The organism is Okeania sp., from assembly GCF_983059655.1.
Genome location: NZ_CEZPJD010000078.1, coordinates 1 through 17,245, shown reverse-complemented (window position 1 = coordinate 17,245; position 17,245 = coordinate 1). Strand labels below are relative to the sequence as shown.

Sequence of the window (17,245 nt, the reverse complement as noted above, 5' to 3'; positions counted from 1 at the left end):
CAGTTATCAGTTATCAGTTATCAGTTATCAGTTATCAGTTATCAGTTATCAGTACTTCCGGCTTTAGTCGGAGGCTTGAAATACTGAACTGAAATTTTTTCATCCCCTTAAAAGGGGAGGCTTTATACCTCATTTTTTGGTAAAATATCTTCTCCATCCAAATTGTCGGTAACTTGTAATAATTTATCTGGTTGTGGTTTATGGTAGACTAAAATTGATTTTTCATCAGGATTAATTACCCAAACTAACCGACAGTTATTTTCAAAGTATTCAACAATTTTTTGATGTAGTTATTCAAATGTATTATTAGGAGAAATTACTTCTACTGCTAAATCGGGAGCGCCCTGAAAATAACCTTTAGGTAATCGTTTTAATCCTAATCAACGGTCTTTGGAAACAAAGGAAATATCTGGAGAACGTTTATTGCCCGATTTGAAAGTAAAGGCTGTACTAGAATCGCAAGTTACACGTAATTTTTTAGGACGAGCATATAATTCTATTACGCCACATAGATAAGCGGTAATATTACTATGCTCCATTCCTGAGTTTCCCATCTCGACAACTTCTCCATTAATTAATTCATAATGACTGCTATCTTCTGATAATGCCTGAAATTCTTGGTCAGTTAATATTTGATTTTCGGTTGCTAGATTCATAAATTTATTCTGCTATTTTGTGATAGTTTTTTGTAATAATTGAATTACTAAATTAAATATTTTATCAAATTCGCCCAATTACATTTTATATCATATTAAATCTGCTTACCGAATAATTAAGGTTTAAAGCCTCTCCTTTATAAAATTAGGGAGAATGGGGGAGATTAAATAGACATTTCCCATCATGAAAAATTAAATCAATTCTCGTACATAAATTTTCAATTATAGCAATGTGCGCTGGCATATTTACAAATTGCAGGAAGTGTCCAATAGCTAAAAGTCTTATATGATAAGCTTTTTATTCCCCCTGTTGCCTGTTGCCTATTGCCTGTTGCCTGCGCGCAGCGCTATACTTCCTTTTACTTCCTCTTTTGGTATAAATGTCTAGTATTGCAGTAATTATAGAATTAGAAACAGATATTATATCAGCAGATTATATGTGCAACTAACCGGATTTTATATGATACTAAAAAAAGTAAAATTGGTATCACACTCTAATTTTTAGTCAATAGCAAATGTTTAAATTTTCCCTCAAACAAGTTACAATTATTTTTCTTACAGTATTTTTCAATCCATTAATAGCACTTAGCCAGGAAACTGCTACAACAATTTGTCCCTCTGAATTAAGTAATAGGATTAATTCTGTAATTAACCGCCCAATTTTTAATCGTTCTCGGTGGGGAATTTTAGTCGAAACTTTATCGGAAAAAACTACGGTTTATAGCCGGGATGCTGAATATTATTTCATTCCTGCTTCTACGGCTAAATTATTAACAACTGCAGCAGTATTACAAAAACTTCGCCCTCAATTTAGAATTAGAACTTCAGTTTATGGTGACGGGAATGGCAATATATATGTTGTGGGTAGAGGCGACCCTAGTTTAACAGAAACTCAACTGCAAAGTTTGGCTCAACAATTAAAGGAACAAGGGATAGAAACTATTAATCAATTAATTGCGGATGATAGTTATTTTGAAGGAACAGGAGTTAATCCTAATTGGGAATGGGAAGATGTTCAAGCTGGTTATGGCGCACCAATTAATAGTTTAATTCTGAATCAAAATTCTATAGATTTGGTTTTGTCGCCTCAAAGTTTAGGTCAACCTTTACAAGTTACTTTTGTTAATTCTGTTGAAGGTCAAAAATGGCAGATTGAAAATGATTCTGTGACTGTAGGGAAGAATGAAAAAGAGTTTGTTGAGGTAGGAAGAGATTTTATTCAGCCAATAATTCGGATATCTGGACAATTACGAGTTGGCTCGGCATCGGAACCTGTTTATGTGGCGGTTGTGGAACCTGTGGATAATTTTTTAAATCAATTTCGTGAAGTTTTAGCAACAACAGGAATTCAGGTTTCTCAAATAGTAAAAAGATCGCAGGTTGCCTCTAATATAAATTTGACTGAATTAGCTTTTGTAGAGTCTCCAACATTAGCGGAATTAGTAGAGGAAGTTAATAGAAAGAGTAATAATGTTTATGCAGAATCTTTGTTACGGCAAATGGGAGTTAGGAGTAGATTAATTCCTAAGAAAAAATCTAATAATCAGACTTTAGCAAAAAGTTTGGAGGAGGTAAAAGTAATTTTAACTAGGTTAGGAGTTACTCCCAATAGTTTTGTATTAAATGATGGCTCTGGTTTGTCTCGTCATAATTTAGTTAGTCCGGAAGCTTTGGTGCAAACCCTCAGAATAATGGCTAATTCTCCTTGGGCAAATATTTATAGAAATTCTTTACCTGTGGCTGGTGTAAGTGGTACATTGAGTAGACGTTTTAGAAATAGTTTTGCCGAGGGAAATGTACAAGCTAAAACAGGAACAATTAGTGGAGTTTCTGGTTTGGCAGGATATATTCAGCCTGCTAATTTTGAGCCTTTAGTATTTAGTATTATTGTCAATCAGTCTGACTTAGAAACTAAAAAGTTGAGAAGTGCTATTGATGACATTGTTTTGCTCTTGACTCAGTTAAATTCTTGTGGTTAAAAGAAGTGCAAAAATAGAAGTCAGATTTATTAGTTTCCCATAAATTATTTATTGTATGTTTCTGATAAACCTGACTTTTGAACATTGACACTCACTTATACCAATTCCCAAAATATTGCTATACTTGGGCAGTACTTCAATTGTCAATTAATCATCACAAGTCAAATCATTTTTTTGCTGATTTTAGCTAAGTTAATGTTAATTATTCTTATGTTTGCTTCTCCCCCCCACTCCCCCACTCCCCTACTCAACAAAATGTAGAAAAATTCTTGAGAAATGGTATTAAATATTCAGGAGCGATTACAACTTAGAAGAAGCAGATGGACATCTATCAACAGATTCAAAATCATCTGGTGCTGTTGACGAGGGTTTGTCAGTTTCACAAATCATTGTTTGAGTACGGCTATCTTTAAGGTAGACTATACCAGAATAACTTTTTAATTGTCCATCTTTAGCATTAGCAGTAGATATGACATAAGGATTAGAATTTATTCTACTAATATCGTATGAATAATTTACAGTTTCTGACTTGATACCTAATCCTAAATCAGAGATGTTATCTGAAAATTCACCGTTTTGTGCATAATAAACTTGTTGCCCTTTATTGATTGCACTAATATACGTTCTTGCCTCTGATTGTTTGGCTTTAATTGCCTGATTTAGAAACGATGGTAAAGCGATGAGACTTAACACAAACATTAAACCAATCAAACCAACTACAATTCCAGCAAGAATTCCACCTGCTTTCGATGGTTGCCTCTGATACACTACAGTACCTGCTATCATGTCATGGAGAGCTTGCTTTTTCTTCGTAAATGCTGCCATGATATAACCAATCATCAGAAGTATAGAGGAAAGCCACTTGGCAAAATATCTAGCAGTTGCTCTACCAAAGGTGAGGCGGTTATCATTTTGATCGGTGACAACTAACCCTATTGCCATTTTGCCTAGAGTTGCTTGTTTAGCAGAACTTTCCATAACGGCAAAGTATAGCCAATTCCAAATAATACTCAGGAAAAAAACCAGGATGCTGGCATCTTCGCTAGTGCCACCAGTAAGTCCGTAGAAAACTCCTAATAAACCACCAAGAATATTGCCGCCGATGGATAAAATAACTCCATCTATGAAAGCTGCTGCAAATCTATTCCAGAAACCACCATATTCTGTTGTTGACATTTTTGGCCTCCTAATTTTTTTTGATTACTATAGCGCTATGCTTTTTTCTAGTGCTATAAATTATATTGTATTGTATAGAACCCATTATAAATCTCCAGAAAAGAGGGAGTAGGGAGTAGGGAGAAATAATTGATAATTTCTGTACGATAGTTGATTTTATTTTTTATTATTGGAGATGTCTATTTGGTATCTATAGCGCTGTGCGCAGGCAACAGGCAACAGCTCATCTGGCAACAGAGGGAATAAATTGCCGATAACATAAGACTTTTAGCTATTGGGCAAATCCTGCAATTTGTAAATATACCAGTGCTCATTGCTATATTTAAAAAGGAGATGGGGGGATGGGGAGATGGGGAGATGAGAGTATTTTTCTAACTGCAAGGGAAGCTACCAGGTTTGCTATTGGGCGACGCTGGGTCTCATCCGCTTTTTCCCCATTCTCGTTCCTGAATTTCCACAGCTTGTTCAGACTGAGGAGAGAAGCCAAAAGCACATACCGCGTCCAAACATCCCAAATGGGTTCTATAAGTTTATCGATCAAATTGAGAACTTATTGGCAATGATAATTATCAGATAAATTGACCAAAATTGCCTTTTTCTGATACGATCTATTAATATTGCAATCATCTTGTTTTAGAAGTTATAAAAATGTTAGAAACAGAAAAAATAGCACTAACATTAAAAATTAATGGAGTGCCACATCAGCTAAATATAGAATCTCGTGTGACTCTGTTAGATGCACTGCGAGAATATTTAGGTTTAACAGGGACAAAAAAAGGATGCGACCGCGGAGAATGTGGAGCTTGCACGGTATTAGTCGATGGAAAACGAATTAATGCTTGTATGACTCTGGCAGTAATGCAAATGGGAAAGTCAATTATTACTATTGAGGGTTTAGCAGAAGATGGACAACTCCACCCAGTGCAAACAGCTTTCATTGAGCATGATGCTTTTCAATGTGGGTATTGTACTCCCGGCCAAATAGTTTCCGCAGTAGGTTTACTAGCAGAAACACAACCAAAGTCAGACCGAGAAATTCGGGAAGGTATGAGTGGCAACCTTTGTCGTTGTGGTGCTTATCATCATATCGTTGCAGCAGTTCGTGAAGTAGTGGAGAAAACAGAAAATGCAGCCATTTAGTTATGCGAGAGTTGATGAAGAAAATACGGCTATAAGCACAGTTTCTCAGGATACAGCTATATCTTTTATTGCTGGTGGTACAGACTTAATAGGTTTAATTAAAGATGGCGTACAAACACCAAAGCAAGTTGTAGATATCAACTCTCTACCTTTAGACTCAGTGGAAGTTGATACTGACAACAACCTCCGCATCGGTGCTTTGGCAAAATTGAGCGATGTTGCTCGTTATCCCACCGTGAAAAATTCTTATCCTGTCATTTCAGAAGCAATATTAGAAAGTGCTTCTCCTCAACTGCGGAATATGGCAACGGTGGGAGGAAATTTATTACAACGGGTGCGCTGTAGTTATTTTCGTGACCCGGTTTTTCCCTGCAACCGTCGTCTTCCAGGTACGAGTTGCCCTGCTATGGAAGGTTACAATAGAATGCACGCTATTTTCGGTACGAGCGAACATTGCATTGCCACTCATCCTTCAGACTTGGCAGTAGCATTAGTTGCTTTAGATGCAATGGTTTGCATTCAAAGTAAAACTGGACAACGCCGAGTGCCGATAAATGATTTTTATCTGTTGCCTGGAGATACACCCCACCGAGAAAATGTTTTAGAGCATGGAGAATTAATAATTGCTGTGGAAGTACCTGCTGTTTCCTGGTTTAGCAACTCCTACTATCTCAAAGTACGCGATCGCGCCAATTATGAATTTGCCCTAGTTTCTGTAGCTCTTGCTCTGGAAGTTGAGCAAAATATTATTAAGTCTGCGCGACTAGCATTAGGAGGAGTTGGTACAAAACCTTGGCGTTTCCAGGAAGCAGAAAAAGCATTGCAGGGACAACCAATAAATGATGCAACTTTTTCCACTGCAGCAGAAGCAGCTTTGGCACAAGCAAAACCACAACAATATAACCAGTTCAAAATTAAACTAGCTAAAAATAGTATTATTCGTGCGCTGTCAACTGTATTACTTAGGAGTCAGGAGGGAAGAAAGAAGAAGAAACAGGAGTAGAAAGAGAAAGTTTTTTGTTGAGTTGGCGCAAAACTTTCCTGTGGGAATGCTACCACAAACGTTAACGCTTTTGCTTCGCGAAACGCCAAAAAAACTAACTATTAGACATCTCCAATAATAAAAAATAAAATCAATTATCCTACATAAATTATCAATTATTCCCCTCCTGGGAGGGTTCCCTACTCCCTCTTTTAGAGGAGATGTCTATTACGAACCTATTTTAAGTAAATACCAAACATGAATAAAATTATCGGAAAACCCATCAACCGTGTAGACGGAAAACTTAAAGTTACAGGTGGCGCACGTTATACCGCTGATATGCCTGTTGAAAATTTGACTTACGGCGTATTAATAGAAAGCACCATTGCTAAAGGCAAAATTACCAAGCTCGAAACTACCGCAGCAGAAAGCGCCCCCGGAGTATTGGCAGTTATTACCTACCACAACGTTCCCAAATTTAATCAAATTACTTTTTTTCCTGGCGGACAAAGTCTTCCCATTCTCCAGGATGAGAATATCTATTATCAAGGGCAACATATTGGGATAGTAGTGGCAAAAACTTTAGAGCAAGCTCAGTATGCCGCTACCTTAGTTAAAGTTGAATATCAAACCGAGCAACCAACTATAGATATAGATGAAGCACTCCAACAAGGGTATTATCCAGAAAAAATTTTTGGTGGAATGTTACCCGCTCATATATTCAGGGGCGATATTAACTCCGGGCATTCCCAAGCAGAAGTATTAGTCGAACAAACCTACAGCACTCCGATGGAAAACCATAACCCCATCGAACCCTCAGCAACTCTAGCAGTTTGGCAAGACGACCACCTTACTCTTTACGAAACAACTCAAGGAGTTTATTCTGCACAAGTAGCGATGGCTAAAGTTTTCGACATTCCCCCAGAAAATATCCGAGTCATTTCTAAATTTCTCGGCGGTGGGTTTGGTTGTAAAGCATTTGTGTGGCCTCACGCTATTTTGACTACTATAGCAGCGCGTTATGTGGAGCACCCAGTAAAACTCGTACTTACCCGCGCTCAAATGTATACCTCTGTCGGATATCGCGCTCCCACCCGTCAACATCTCACCCTCGGCGCAACTAAAGAAGGCAAACTCACACTCATCAAACACATCGGTGAAACTATAACGTCACCCTTTGACGAATTTACCGAACCCGTGACAACGGCAACAAATATGATGTATGGTTGCCCCAACGTCGATACTTACTATCGCCTTGGCCGTATTAATGTTGGCACTCCCACTTTTATGCGGGCACCGGGGGAAGCACCGGGAATGTTTGCTTTAGAGTCAGCAATGGATGAACTTAGTTACGCTCTAGAATTAGACCCCATCGAACTCCGCCTCCGCAACCATGCAGATGTGGAACCTGCCACCGGGCATCCGTGGTCCAGTAAATCTCTCAAAGAATGTTATCAGCGAGGAGCAGAAATATTTGGCTGGAAACACCGCAACCCCAAACCAGGGTCTATGAGTGACGGTGAAAGTTTAATTGGTTGGGGCATGGCCAGTGCAACTTTTCCTGCTAACAGTTTTCCTGCTACTGCTAAAGTAACCATATATAATAGTGGGGAAATATTAGTCGAAAGTGCAACCCACGACTTAGGTACAGGTACTTATACTGTGATGACACAGGTTGCTGCCGAAGTTTTAGGGGTATCTCTGGAGAAGGTAGAATTTAAACTTGGCGACACTAAGTTATCCAAAGCGCCACTTACCGGAAATTCGACTACAGCTAGTAGTGTGGGTACGGCAGTACAAGCAGCAGCAATGAAAGCTAGGAGTAAAGTTGTAGAGATAGCAATTTCTGATTCTGACTCACCGCTTTATGGAGCAAAACCGGAGGAGGTAATTTTTGAGTCTGGGAAGTTATTGTTGAAAAATAATCCTGCTGTCGGGGAAAGTTATCAGGCAATTCTCAGTCGTCATGGTTTAGAAAATATTGAAGCGGTTGGTGATAATACACCGAAACAGCAACAGCAGGAATATGCCAAACATTCTTTTGGAGCAACTTTTGTGGAGGTGCGAGTAGACCGTTTGTTGGGAGAAGTGCGAGTAACTCGATGTGTCGGTGTTTATGGTGCTGGGCGCATTCTCAATGCTAAGACTGCCCGCAGTCAAATGATAGGTGGTATTACTTGGGGTATTGGTATGGCGTTGATGGAACATACGGTAATGTCTCATCACTATGGACGTATTCTGAATCATAATCTTTCAGATTATTTGATTCCTGTGCAGCTAGATGTGCCGGATATTCAGGTGCAGTTTGTAGAGGAGGAAGACCCCTATGTTAATGCTCTGGGAACTAAGGGTATTGGGGAACTTTCTATCGTGGGAGTTGCAGGAGCGATCGCTAATGCTGTTTATCATGCCACAGGTAAACGTGTTCGAGATTTGCCCATTACTCCAGATAAGTTATTAGAATAGAAGGAAGAAGCAAGAAAGGAGAAGGTAATAATACCATGTCCAGTTGAATACTTAAACTTTGGAATAAGTAAGGCAAAAGCAAAGAAAAGGTTAGAAGGGAGAAAGTTTTTTGATCGCTGATTATCCGGACATGATATAAATGGTGATTTTTACTTGAAAAACTAAAAGAAAATAAATTATGATACATAAATTATCAACCAATTTTACCTTTGACTTTCTTTGTTATATTTGGTGTTTTCATGTTACCAATTATTCCACCTCCGAAGGGGTTCAGAATCTTTTATTCGCCTAACAGCGACCTCCTATTAGTTTACCGTCCAAACGGTATGACATACTTACTTATATTCTCAGTTATCTGCTTTTTCATCTGGATATTATTTTGTTTTTTTATTGCTACATTGTTAATAACTTCATTTATGCTGACTCAAGATTATTTAATCAGTATTTTAACTTTTCTATTTTTTTTCATTCCTTTAGTTTTGTATTTTTTTGCTGCTAAAATATTCAATCAAATCTATATAATTCTCTATTTTTTTCTAGGAAAATTAAGTTTTGACTTTAGATTCAATTGCTTAATTTTCACCAAAGATATAGGTATTTTAAAAAATGAAATACAAAAAATTAAACGGTCAAAAATTCAATATGTACAACAGGTTAAAACTAGCGGTTTTAAAGGAAATAGATTTTCATCATGGGGCTTATTAATCAAAACAGTAAATCGAGAGTATAATGTTCTTTCCTATCAATCTTATGACAAAACTAAATGGCTAGGTAATGTTATTGCTGCGTGGGCTAAAGTCAAATATTTGCCATTATCGCCACTTAGGGGTAAGGAAGCAGAAGTCAGAATTAATCGAAAAAATTATAAAATAGGACGACAATTTTAATAGTTTAAACTTTTATAGCTATGGTAGTTACTATACATAAAAGGTCTACAATTCCGATGCATCTCATACTTGCAAAAATACTTTTTTCTTATATATTCTCTATTCTCTATTGCCTGTTGTCTAAAAGCGATCAATTTTTGACTTTATTCAAAATTGAGACGCACCCTAAAACTCTTACCAAATAATTGTTAATTATTAATTGTTGAATTCCCTGTTCCCTTTTTCCAAATGAAAGAATTACAAGACATTATTGCAACTTACGCCAAACTCAAAAATTCTACTGAAACCCTTGCCCTCGCTACTATTGTCAAAGTTGCGGGTTCCACATATCGCCGAGCTGGGGCACGAATGTTGATGACTGCTAAAGGTGAAATGGTCGGTTCCCTCAGTGGTGGTTGTCTCGAAAATGATGTTTTGGAGCAAGGGCAAGAGGTAATGAGTTCCGGCAAGTATCGCCTTGTTACCTACGACACAACTTCTGAAGCAGATATTATCTGGGGTTTGGGAATGGGTTGTCAGGGAATAGTTGATGTGTTTATCGAACCTCTATCCGGTGAAAAGGGAATAGACTTAATGTCATTTTTTGCTGACTGTCTTCAGCATAGACAACCAGGAGTTTTAGTTACAGTATTTAGAAGTCAAGCAGCGGAGCAATATCATTTGATGTTATCGACCGATGGTAATATTAGTACTAAAATAACTGATAATTCTCTTGTTCAGTTATTAGTAGATCGTGCCAAAATAGCTCAGAGTTCGGGTAAGTCATTTCAAATATCTATTAATAATATAGAAGCCTTCATTGAAGTCATTCATCCACCCCTACCTCTAGTAATATTTGGTGCCGGGCACGATGCCATACCTGTAACATCTTTTGCCAAACAATTAGGATGGTATGTCACAGTATTAGATTGTCGTTCTGCTTATGCCACATCTGCTAGATTTCCAGAAGCAAATTCTATAGTTATTTCTGAATATGAAAAACTACCAAAATCGGTAATTTTAGATGAAAAAACTGTAGCAGTGGTAATGACTCATAACTATCTCTATGATTTGACAATTCTCAAAAATATTTTACCTTTACCTTTACGTTATTTAGGAATACTTGGACCCCGAAGAAGAACCGAAAAGTTATTAGCAGAAATTCCCATAGATGAGCAGTACAAAAAACGTTTATATGCTCCAGTTGGTCTAGATATTGGCGCTGATAATCCACAAGAAATTGCTTTAGCTATTATTGCAGAAATTCAAGCAGTAATTTCTAACCGTTCGGCAGGTTTTCTACGTTATCGTAACTTACCAATTCATAGTCAAGATAATGAATAAATCCATCGGAATTATAATTTTAGCTGCTGGTGCATCAACCCGTTTGGGTCAGCCTAAACAATTGTTGATTTATAAAGGGAATAGTTTGATTTTCAATACTGTTGAAATTGCAGTTAATTCTGGTTGTTCGCCAATTATTGTAGTGCTTGGTGCTTATGCCGATTTAATACTTCCTGAAATTAGTAATTTCCCAGTAAAAATTGTCGAAAATTCTAATTGGCAGGAAGGCATGAATACTTCGATTAGAGCTGGTATTAATCTTTTACAAACTACTCAAGAAATTATAGAAGCAGTAATAATAATGGTTTGTGACCAGCCTTTTTTATCTACTAACTTAATTCAGAAAATGATTGATATTTATTATTTAAAATCAAATCCAATAGTTGCTTCTGAATATGCTGGTACTTTAGGGGTTCCGGCTTTATTTAGTTCTAGCCTTTTTCCAGAAATGCTCAATTTAAAAACAGATAAAGGTGCGAAACAAATAATCAATAAATATGCTAGTCAAGTTATAACTGTTGATTTTCCTATAGGAGAAATAGATATTGATACTTTTACTGATTATGAATCTTTAAAAAGGGAGTAGATTAATAATTAATAATTAATAATTAATAATTAATAATGGCTTTGTTGCATGAAAGTAGCGATATAGCTGTCGCTAGGCTCCGCCAACGCAGCAACCTCCCTTATTGGAAGTGAGCTAGATTTGAACTTTGTAGCTTTTGGGCTTACCCGTTTGAATCATACGGCCTTTGCATGGCACATTGTTATGAACAACTCTACTGCTTGATTATCAAATTTTCGTCATCGCAACTTCCCTCCAAACATCACTTTGAGCCTAAACATTATAATTAAGGTTTAAAGCCTCTCATTTTAAGTTAAGCATTAGTTTTCCTACCTCCTCCCTCTTTCTTTTTCCTTACTTTCGCTATACAATACTGATACTACAGGAAATGATATTAGTTTGTCAAATTATTCACTCAAATTAGGATAATTATGAATACTCAAAACCATCTTCGTAACCTCCAACATCAAACAATTCTTGAACGGGCTAAATATCCACAAAATCAAGGAAAAACAAATCCGATAGACTGCTATCACATAGGAGATAACCCCTCATGTGGCGATCGCATTGAACTGACAATAAAATTCAATCAAAAAAAGCAAATTATAGAAGATATAAAATTTCAAGGAAAAGGTTGTGCCTTAACCATTGCTTCCGCAGATTTAATGGCAGAAACATTGTTAGGAAAAACTAGAGAAGAAGCATTAGAAATTACAGAACAATTTCGACAAATGCTCAAAGGAGAAATTAGTCTTTCCGAGAATTTACCAAAATTAAATATTTTTCAAGGAGTTGCCCAGTTTCCCATCAGAATTAAATGTGTTTTACTAAGTTGGCACACCCTGAAAACAGCACTAGAATCACTAAATTAAAGCATTCAGCAGTTCAGCAATCAGTGGTCAGCTTTTTTTACAAATGTTTGCTACAAATAGCTAGGCTATTTATTAGGAGTCAGGAGTAAGAATGAATAGCTTTTAGCCAATTTTTGAGGTCGTAATTTATCTTTTTAGTATTTAATTTTGTAGGGTGCGTTGTAACGCACCGATACCAATTAGTGGCAACTAAATTTAATTTTTGTATATCTATACATTAGACATCTCTAAGAATAAAAAATAAAATCAATCATCTCAATAGATACATCAATTATTTCTCCCTACTCTCTACTCCCTCTTTTATGGAAATATTTATTATTATGAAAATCGCTGAAATGTGTTTGAATAGAATAGCAATTAAATTCAACAATAAACATATATGGCCACCAGATTAATTAAACTAGAAGATGGAATTTTGGTTGAAGCAGAAGTTCCAGACAATGAAGCAAAACCAATTTCTACTAATGTTATTAAACAAGTTAAATCTAGTTTTGCTAAAGTTAAACCTATATTAATAAATATTAGTCGTCCAATTACTGAAACTTGGCAAGAAATTAATAAAAATTTGGAAATTGAACAAGCTGAGGTGGAAGTAGGTTTGAATTTTGAGGGGGGAGGTAATTTATATATTACAAAAGAAACAGTTAGTACAAATTTAAAAGTTAAATTAGTGCTGAAACCGAAAAAATCAGAGGATGAATAATACTAAATCTCAAAAACTTTTCTATGCTTTCTTGAGCAGGGGAATGGAGAAGGTAGGGGCATTAACGACAGTTATGCACCAGCAAACGGCCTCGACCCCATAGAGAGATTAGAAAAGTTATTAATAGCAAATATTTCCCCATAAATCTGTCTAATTTGATTACTTTACCTAATTTACTTAGGGATATGATGAATCATGTTGAGATACCACGCCTAACTGTAGACTCTTCGCAGAGCAAAATGTGCCTCTGACTTCCAGGGAAAAGTATTAACTAGCTATTAGCTTTTCCGTTCCGGAATGCTGCGCAAACAGCATTTAGCTAGCCTCTTACAGAGGAACTGCGTTAACAGCTAAAAATCCAAGAGTTCGGCATCCTCCACTATATTTGAAAAATTAGTGGTGCGCCTTTTATGGTGGATTAAAGTCCCCATTATACACCTTGAGAAGCTGTTAACAAAGTTCCTGCGCGGGAGGCTAGCTCACCGCTGACCGCTGACTGCTATTTCAACTGTTATTGTGCTAGAAATGGGGAAAATGAAAGATATATTAACTAAACAAGCCTGGTTTTCCAATGTCCAAAAAGATTTATTAGCAGGCGCTGTAGTGGCTTTAGCTTTAATCCCTGAAGCCATTGGTTTTTCTATTATTGCTGGTGTCGATCCAAAAGTAGGGTTGTATGCTTCATTTTGTATTGCTATTGTAACAGCTTTTTTAGGTGGGCGACCAGGAATGATTTCCGCAGCAACCGGAGCTATGGCATTGCTGATGACAACCTTAGTTAGAGATTATGGTTTAAATTATCTATTCGCAACCACTATTCTCACAGGCATCCTGCAAATTTTTCTAGGATGGATTAAGTTAGGAAATCAAATGAGATTTGTTCCTAGAGCGGTAATGTTAGGATTTGTCAATGCTCTGGCAATATTAATTTTTGATGCTCAACTAACTCAATTTGAAGATGCTTCTATCTGGGTTTATATAATGGTAGCAGCAGGATTAGGTATTATTTATGGGTTGCCTCGCATCACTAAAGCAATACCTTCTCCTTTAGTTGCTATTGTTGTCATCACTGGGTTCGCACTGACCACAGGATTAGACATACCCACTGTAGGAGACATGGGAACATTGCCCGATGCTCTACCCAGTTTTTCCCTACCAATAGTACCGCTCAACTTTGAAACCCTCGATATTATCCTGCCTTATGCTTTGGCACTTTCTTTAGTGGGGTTACTAGAATCATTCTTAACAGCTAATGTTATTGATGACCTTACCGATACTTCTAGCGATAAAAATCAGGAAGCAGTCGGACAAGGAATTGCTAATATTGTCGCCGGATGTTTTGGTGGAATGGCTGGATGTGCGATGATCGGTCAGTCTATGATTAATATTGGGTCTGGTGGGAGGACGCGACTTTCTTCTTTGAGTGCAGGCATTTTTCTGTTTGTTTGTATTATTCTGCTAAATGGTTGGGTGGCGCGTATTCCTATGGCAGCCTTAGTTGCAGTGATGATTATGGTGTCTGTAAGCACCTTCCATTGGGATTCTATTCGCAATCTTCGTCGAGTTCCCAAGAGTGAAACAGCGGTGATGATGACAACTGTGTTTATGACAGTTTTAACTCATAACTTAGCTATTGGAGTAGTTGTTGGAGTGGCGTTGAGTGCAATTTTCTTCAGTCGTAAAATTGCTGCGCTGATTTTTGTTGACTCTTATTTAAAAGAAAATGGTGTTGAGCGTATTTACAGCATTAATGGTCAAGTATTTTTTGTTTCTGTGGAAAATTTTATCAACACCTTTGATTTCCGCGAACATATAGAGTCTGTAACTATTGACCTAACTCATGCTCATTTATGGGATCAATCTGCTGTCGATGCAGTAGATAAGGTTGTACTACGTTTTCGTAGACGGGGTATTAAAGTACATTTAATTGGCTTGAATGAGGCAAGTGCAACTTTATTAGACCGTTTGACTACCCATTCTAGTAAACAAACTATTTTTAAAGAGGGGCGGGTTATTCATTAGATTTAGGGAGTAGGGAGTAGGGAGTAAGGGAGTGGGGGATTGGGGGAGTGAGGGAGTAGTAAACATAAGAATAATTAACACGAACTGACTGATAATTATCAAAAAGATTATTCGGTCTGTATTAATTATTTAATAATTGAAGTGTCGCCTAAGTATAGCATGAATTTTGGTAATTAGTGTAAGAAGGAAGAAGAAATATCATGTCCGGATGATTAAGTGTAATAGACATCTCCAAAAATACAAAATAAAATCAATAACCGCACTAAATATATCAATTATTTGCTCCTGCTCCTTACTCCCTCTTTTGGAGGAGATGTCTAATAAAAATGTTCTCCTCTAAATGTTGAATAAATATTCCAAATTTATGCTCTGTTTCCAGTCTTCGCTCCTGAATTTACATCTACGACCTACCACCTAAGCGTACTACCCGAGCGGAGATAATAATAACCTGTTAATTAAATGCTATAGCACTACGCATTAAGCTGTTTGACATTTCTCAACCCTGTTAGCGGAGCTTTTGCGCACCGAAAACCCTTTAACAGTTTACTATTCCCTGTTCCCTATTCCCTACTATGATTGCCATATTAGCCTCAATATGATAGGGTGGAAAAACTCCGATCAAATTAGCTATATTTTTACATCAAAACTAATGGAAATAGGAATTGCTATATTTGGTGCAGGTCGTTGGGGGACTCACCTAATTCGTAACTTCTTCAATCATCCTCAATCTCGTGTTATCGCCATAGTAGACCCTAACCTAGAACAGTTACAAGCAGTTCAAAAACGCTTGGAATTGGACCAAAATATTGTATTATTAGAAGATTGGACAGAAGCTTTAGAGTTACCAGGAATAGAGGCAGTGGCGATCGCTACTCCTGCTTCCACCCACTACGAAATTATTAGTGCTGCTCTGAAAAAAGGTTATCATATTCTTTCAGAAAAACCTTTGACTCTTGAATATTCAGAGTCAGTAGAATTATGTAAATTAGCCGAACAACAACAACGTCAACTTTTTATCGATCATACTTATCTATTTAATCCAGTTGTCCAAAGTGGTAAAGCTATTGTAGCAGAAGGTAAATTAGGAGAGTTACGTTATGGGTATGCTACACGCACTCATATTGAACCTGTACGTCCAGATGTAGATGCTCTTTGGGATTTAGCAATTCACGATATCTGTATTTTGAACAGTTGGCTAAACCAAAAACCTGTGGAAGTACAAGCAAGTGGTACGGTTTGGCTACCTCAACAACCCCCACAATCAGATTTAGTTATGGCTAAACTGACATATCCAAGTGGTTTTCAAGCTTTTTTACATTTATGTTGGCTAAATCCTGATAAACAACGCCGTTTAGGAGTAGTAGGTACTCAAGGAACATTGATTTTTGATGAAATGTCTGCAGATGCACCTTTAGTTATTCAGCATGGTCATTTAGAAGAGCAAAATAATCGCTGGAAAGCAGTAGATGTCAGTCGGGAAGTTTTAGCGATCGCCAAATCTGAACCTTTAGGTCAAGTATGCAATGAATTTTTAAATTGTATTCGTCAGAATACTGCTTCAAAAATTTCTTCTGGTTGGGTGGGTGCTGAATTAGTGGGAATCTTATGTGCTTTAAATGATTCTCTCCAACAAGGAGGAACAGTAGTTAAATGCGATCGTTCTTAAAATTTTATAGCGCTTTTCACATGGATAGACTACAGTTAGTATGGGCAACCCAAAAGCATTTTTCTACCCCCTACTCCCTACTCCCTACTCTAAGTGCCAAAAATAATTTTGTGGTCTACTCAAATGAAAAGCGCTGTAAATTTTGACCATTTAACCTACATTCCGCACAACAAAATGTAGCACATAAAGAGGGAAAAACTTGAGTAAGTATTTAGACTCAAGAAAAAAAACCTCAAACTGTAATTCTAGACAAGAAGTGAAGATCAAAAAAGATGAGAAAATGTCCATAGAAGTAAGTAATACCAATTCCCATGCATTATTGCTATACTTGAGCAGTACTTCAGTTATTAACTAATCAGCACAAGTAAAATCACTTTTTTACTGATTTTAGCTAAGTTAATGTTAATTATTCTTGTGTTTACTTCTCCCTGTACGGACGTTGCATGCAACGTCCCTACCAATTCCCATACTCCCCTGCTCAACAAAATGTAGAAAAGTTTTTGAGAAATGGTATAACCTAGACCCAGATCGGATTAGTAGCAGAAATTATTGATGAGATTGGCATAGAAAAGAAAATTAATCAACTACTCAGAAAACAGTTACCAGAAAAAATTACAGGGGGTCAAGCAGTCAAAAGAATGCTCTTATCCGGACATGATTATAGTGACTAATTCCAAGGGCGATCGATATTTGCTATAAGAAATATTTGCTATAAGAAATAATGATATTAACAATTACGGCATTTTACGCGGATAGTGAGGTACAGTTTTAAAATTCATCTTTTTTTCCCTACTGCCTACTGCCTACT

13 protein-coding genes and 1 pseudogene are annotated in these 17,245 nt (G+C 36.9%); 12 read left to right on the top strand and 2 right to left on the bottom strand.

Going from position 1 to position 17,245, the window contains the following annotated elements:
* Nucleotides 1-122: 122 nt before the first annotated feature.
* Nucleotides 123-656 (bottom strand): annotated as a pseudogene (locus tag AC3DU7_RS07200) (Uma2 family endonuclease).
* A gap of 515 nt (nt 657-1,171) precedes the next feature.
* Between AC3DU7_RS07200 and dacB the strand changes: the two are divergent.
* Nucleotides 1,172-2,635 carry a D-alanyl-D-alanine carboxypeptidase/D-alanyl-D-alanine endopeptidase gene (gene dacB / locus AC3DU7_RS07195; protein ID WP_488038672.1) on the top strand — a complete coding sequence of 488 codons (1,464 nt, stop codon included), beginning with the start codon at nt 1,172-1,174 and terminating at the stop codon, nt 2,633-2,635.
* A 300-nt stretch (nt 2,636-2,935) separates the two neighbouring features.
* Here dacB and AC3DU7_RS07190 read toward each other — a convergent pair whose 3' ends face one another.
* The gene (locus tag AC3DU7_RS07190) at nt 2,936-3,811 is read right to left on the bottom strand and encodes a type IV pilin-like G/H family protein (protein WP_488038671.1); all 876 of its coding nucleotides are present in this window, start codon (nt 3,809-3,811) and stop codon (nt 2,936-2,938) included.
* A 648-nt stretch (nt 3,812-4,459) separates the two neighbouring features.
* Here AC3DU7_RS07190 and AC3DU7_RS07185 point away from each other — a divergent pair.
* The 11 genes from AC3DU7_RS07185 (at nt 4,460) to AC3DU7_RS07135 (ending at nt 17,108) form a co-directional block, all read left to right on the top strand.
* Nucleotides 4,460-4,951: a (2Fe-2S)-binding protein gene (locus AC3DU7_RS07185; protein ID WP_488038670.1), complete on the top strand. Its 492-nt coding sequence runs from the start codon at nt 4,460-4,462 to the stop codon at nt 4,949-4,951.
* A complete protein-coding gene (locus tag AC3DU7_RS07180; protein ID WP_488038669.1) occupies nt 4,938-5,954 on the top strand; it encodes an FAD binding domain-containing protein in 1,017 nt (338 codons plus the stop codon). The genes AC3DU7_RS07185 and AC3DU7_RS07180 overlap by 14 nt, the downstream gene beginning before the upstream one ends.
* A 237-nt stretch (nt 5,955-6,191) precedes the next feature.
* Nucleotides 6,192-8,399, top strand: a complete 2,208-nt coding sequence (locus AC3DU7_RS07175) for a xanthine dehydrogenase family protein molybdopterin-binding subunit (RefSeq protein WP_488038668.1) — start codon at nt 6,192-6,194, stop codon at nt 8,397-8,399.
* 416 nt (nt 8,400-8,815) lie between these two features.
* Nucleotides 8,816-9,286 carry a hypothetical protein gene (locus AC3DU7_RS07170; protein WP_488038667.1) on the top strand — a complete coding sequence of 157 codons (471 nt, stop codon included), beginning with the start codon at nt 8,816-8,818 and terminating at the stop codon, nt 9,284-9,286.
* Between the two features lie 228 nt (nt 9,287-9,514).
* Complete coding sequence (locus AC3DU7_RS07165) at nt 9,515-10,609, top strand: XdhC family protein (RefSeq protein WP_488038666.1); 1,095 nt, start codon at nt 9,515-9,517, stop codon at nt 10,607-10,609.
* Nucleotides 10,602-11,195 (top strand): nucleotidyltransferase family protein, encoded by a 594-nt coding sequence (locus tag AC3DU7_RS07160; protein WP_488038665.1) that lies wholly within the window; start codon nt 10,602-10,604, stop codon nt 11,193-11,195. Before AC3DU7_RS07165 ends, AC3DU7_RS07160 begins: the two co-directional genes overlap by 8 nt.
* Before the next feature lie 410 nt (nt 11,196-11,605).
* Complete coding sequence (sufU, locus tag AC3DU7_RS07155) at nt 11,606-12,046, top strand: Fe-S cluster assembly sulfur transfer protein SufU (RefSeq protein WP_488038664.1); 441 nt, start codon at nt 11,606-11,608, stop codon at nt 12,044-12,046.
* A 379-nt stretch (nt 12,047-12,425) separates the two neighbouring features.
* Nucleotides 12,426-12,749, top strand: a complete 324-nt coding sequence (locus AC3DU7_RS07150) for a CU044_2847 family protein (RefSeq protein WP_488038663.1) — start codon at nt 12,426-12,428, stop codon at nt 12,747-12,749.
* A gap of 534 nt (nt 12,750-13,283) precedes the next feature.
* Entirely contained in the window at nt 13,284-14,771 is a 1,488-nt protein-coding gene (locus AC3DU7_RS07145; protein ID WP_488038662.1) for a SulP family inorganic anion transporter, read from the top strand.
* Nucleotides 14,772-15,420: 649 nt separating this feature from the next.
* On the top strand, nt 15,421-16,437 hold the full coding sequence (locus tag AC3DU7_RS07140; RefSeq protein ID WP_488038661.1) for a Gfo/Idh/MocA family protein: 1,017 nt from the start codon (nt 15,421-15,423) through the stop codon (nt 16,435-16,437).
* Between the two features lie 527 nt (nt 16,438-16,964).
* On the top strand, nt 16,965-17,108 hold the full coding sequence (locus tag AC3DU7_RS07135; RefSeq protein ID WP_488038673.1) for a DUF4277 domain-containing protein: 144 nt from the start codon (nt 16,965-16,967) through the stop codon (nt 17,106-17,108).
* The last annotated feature ends 137 nt before the right edge of the window (nt 17,109-17,245 follow it).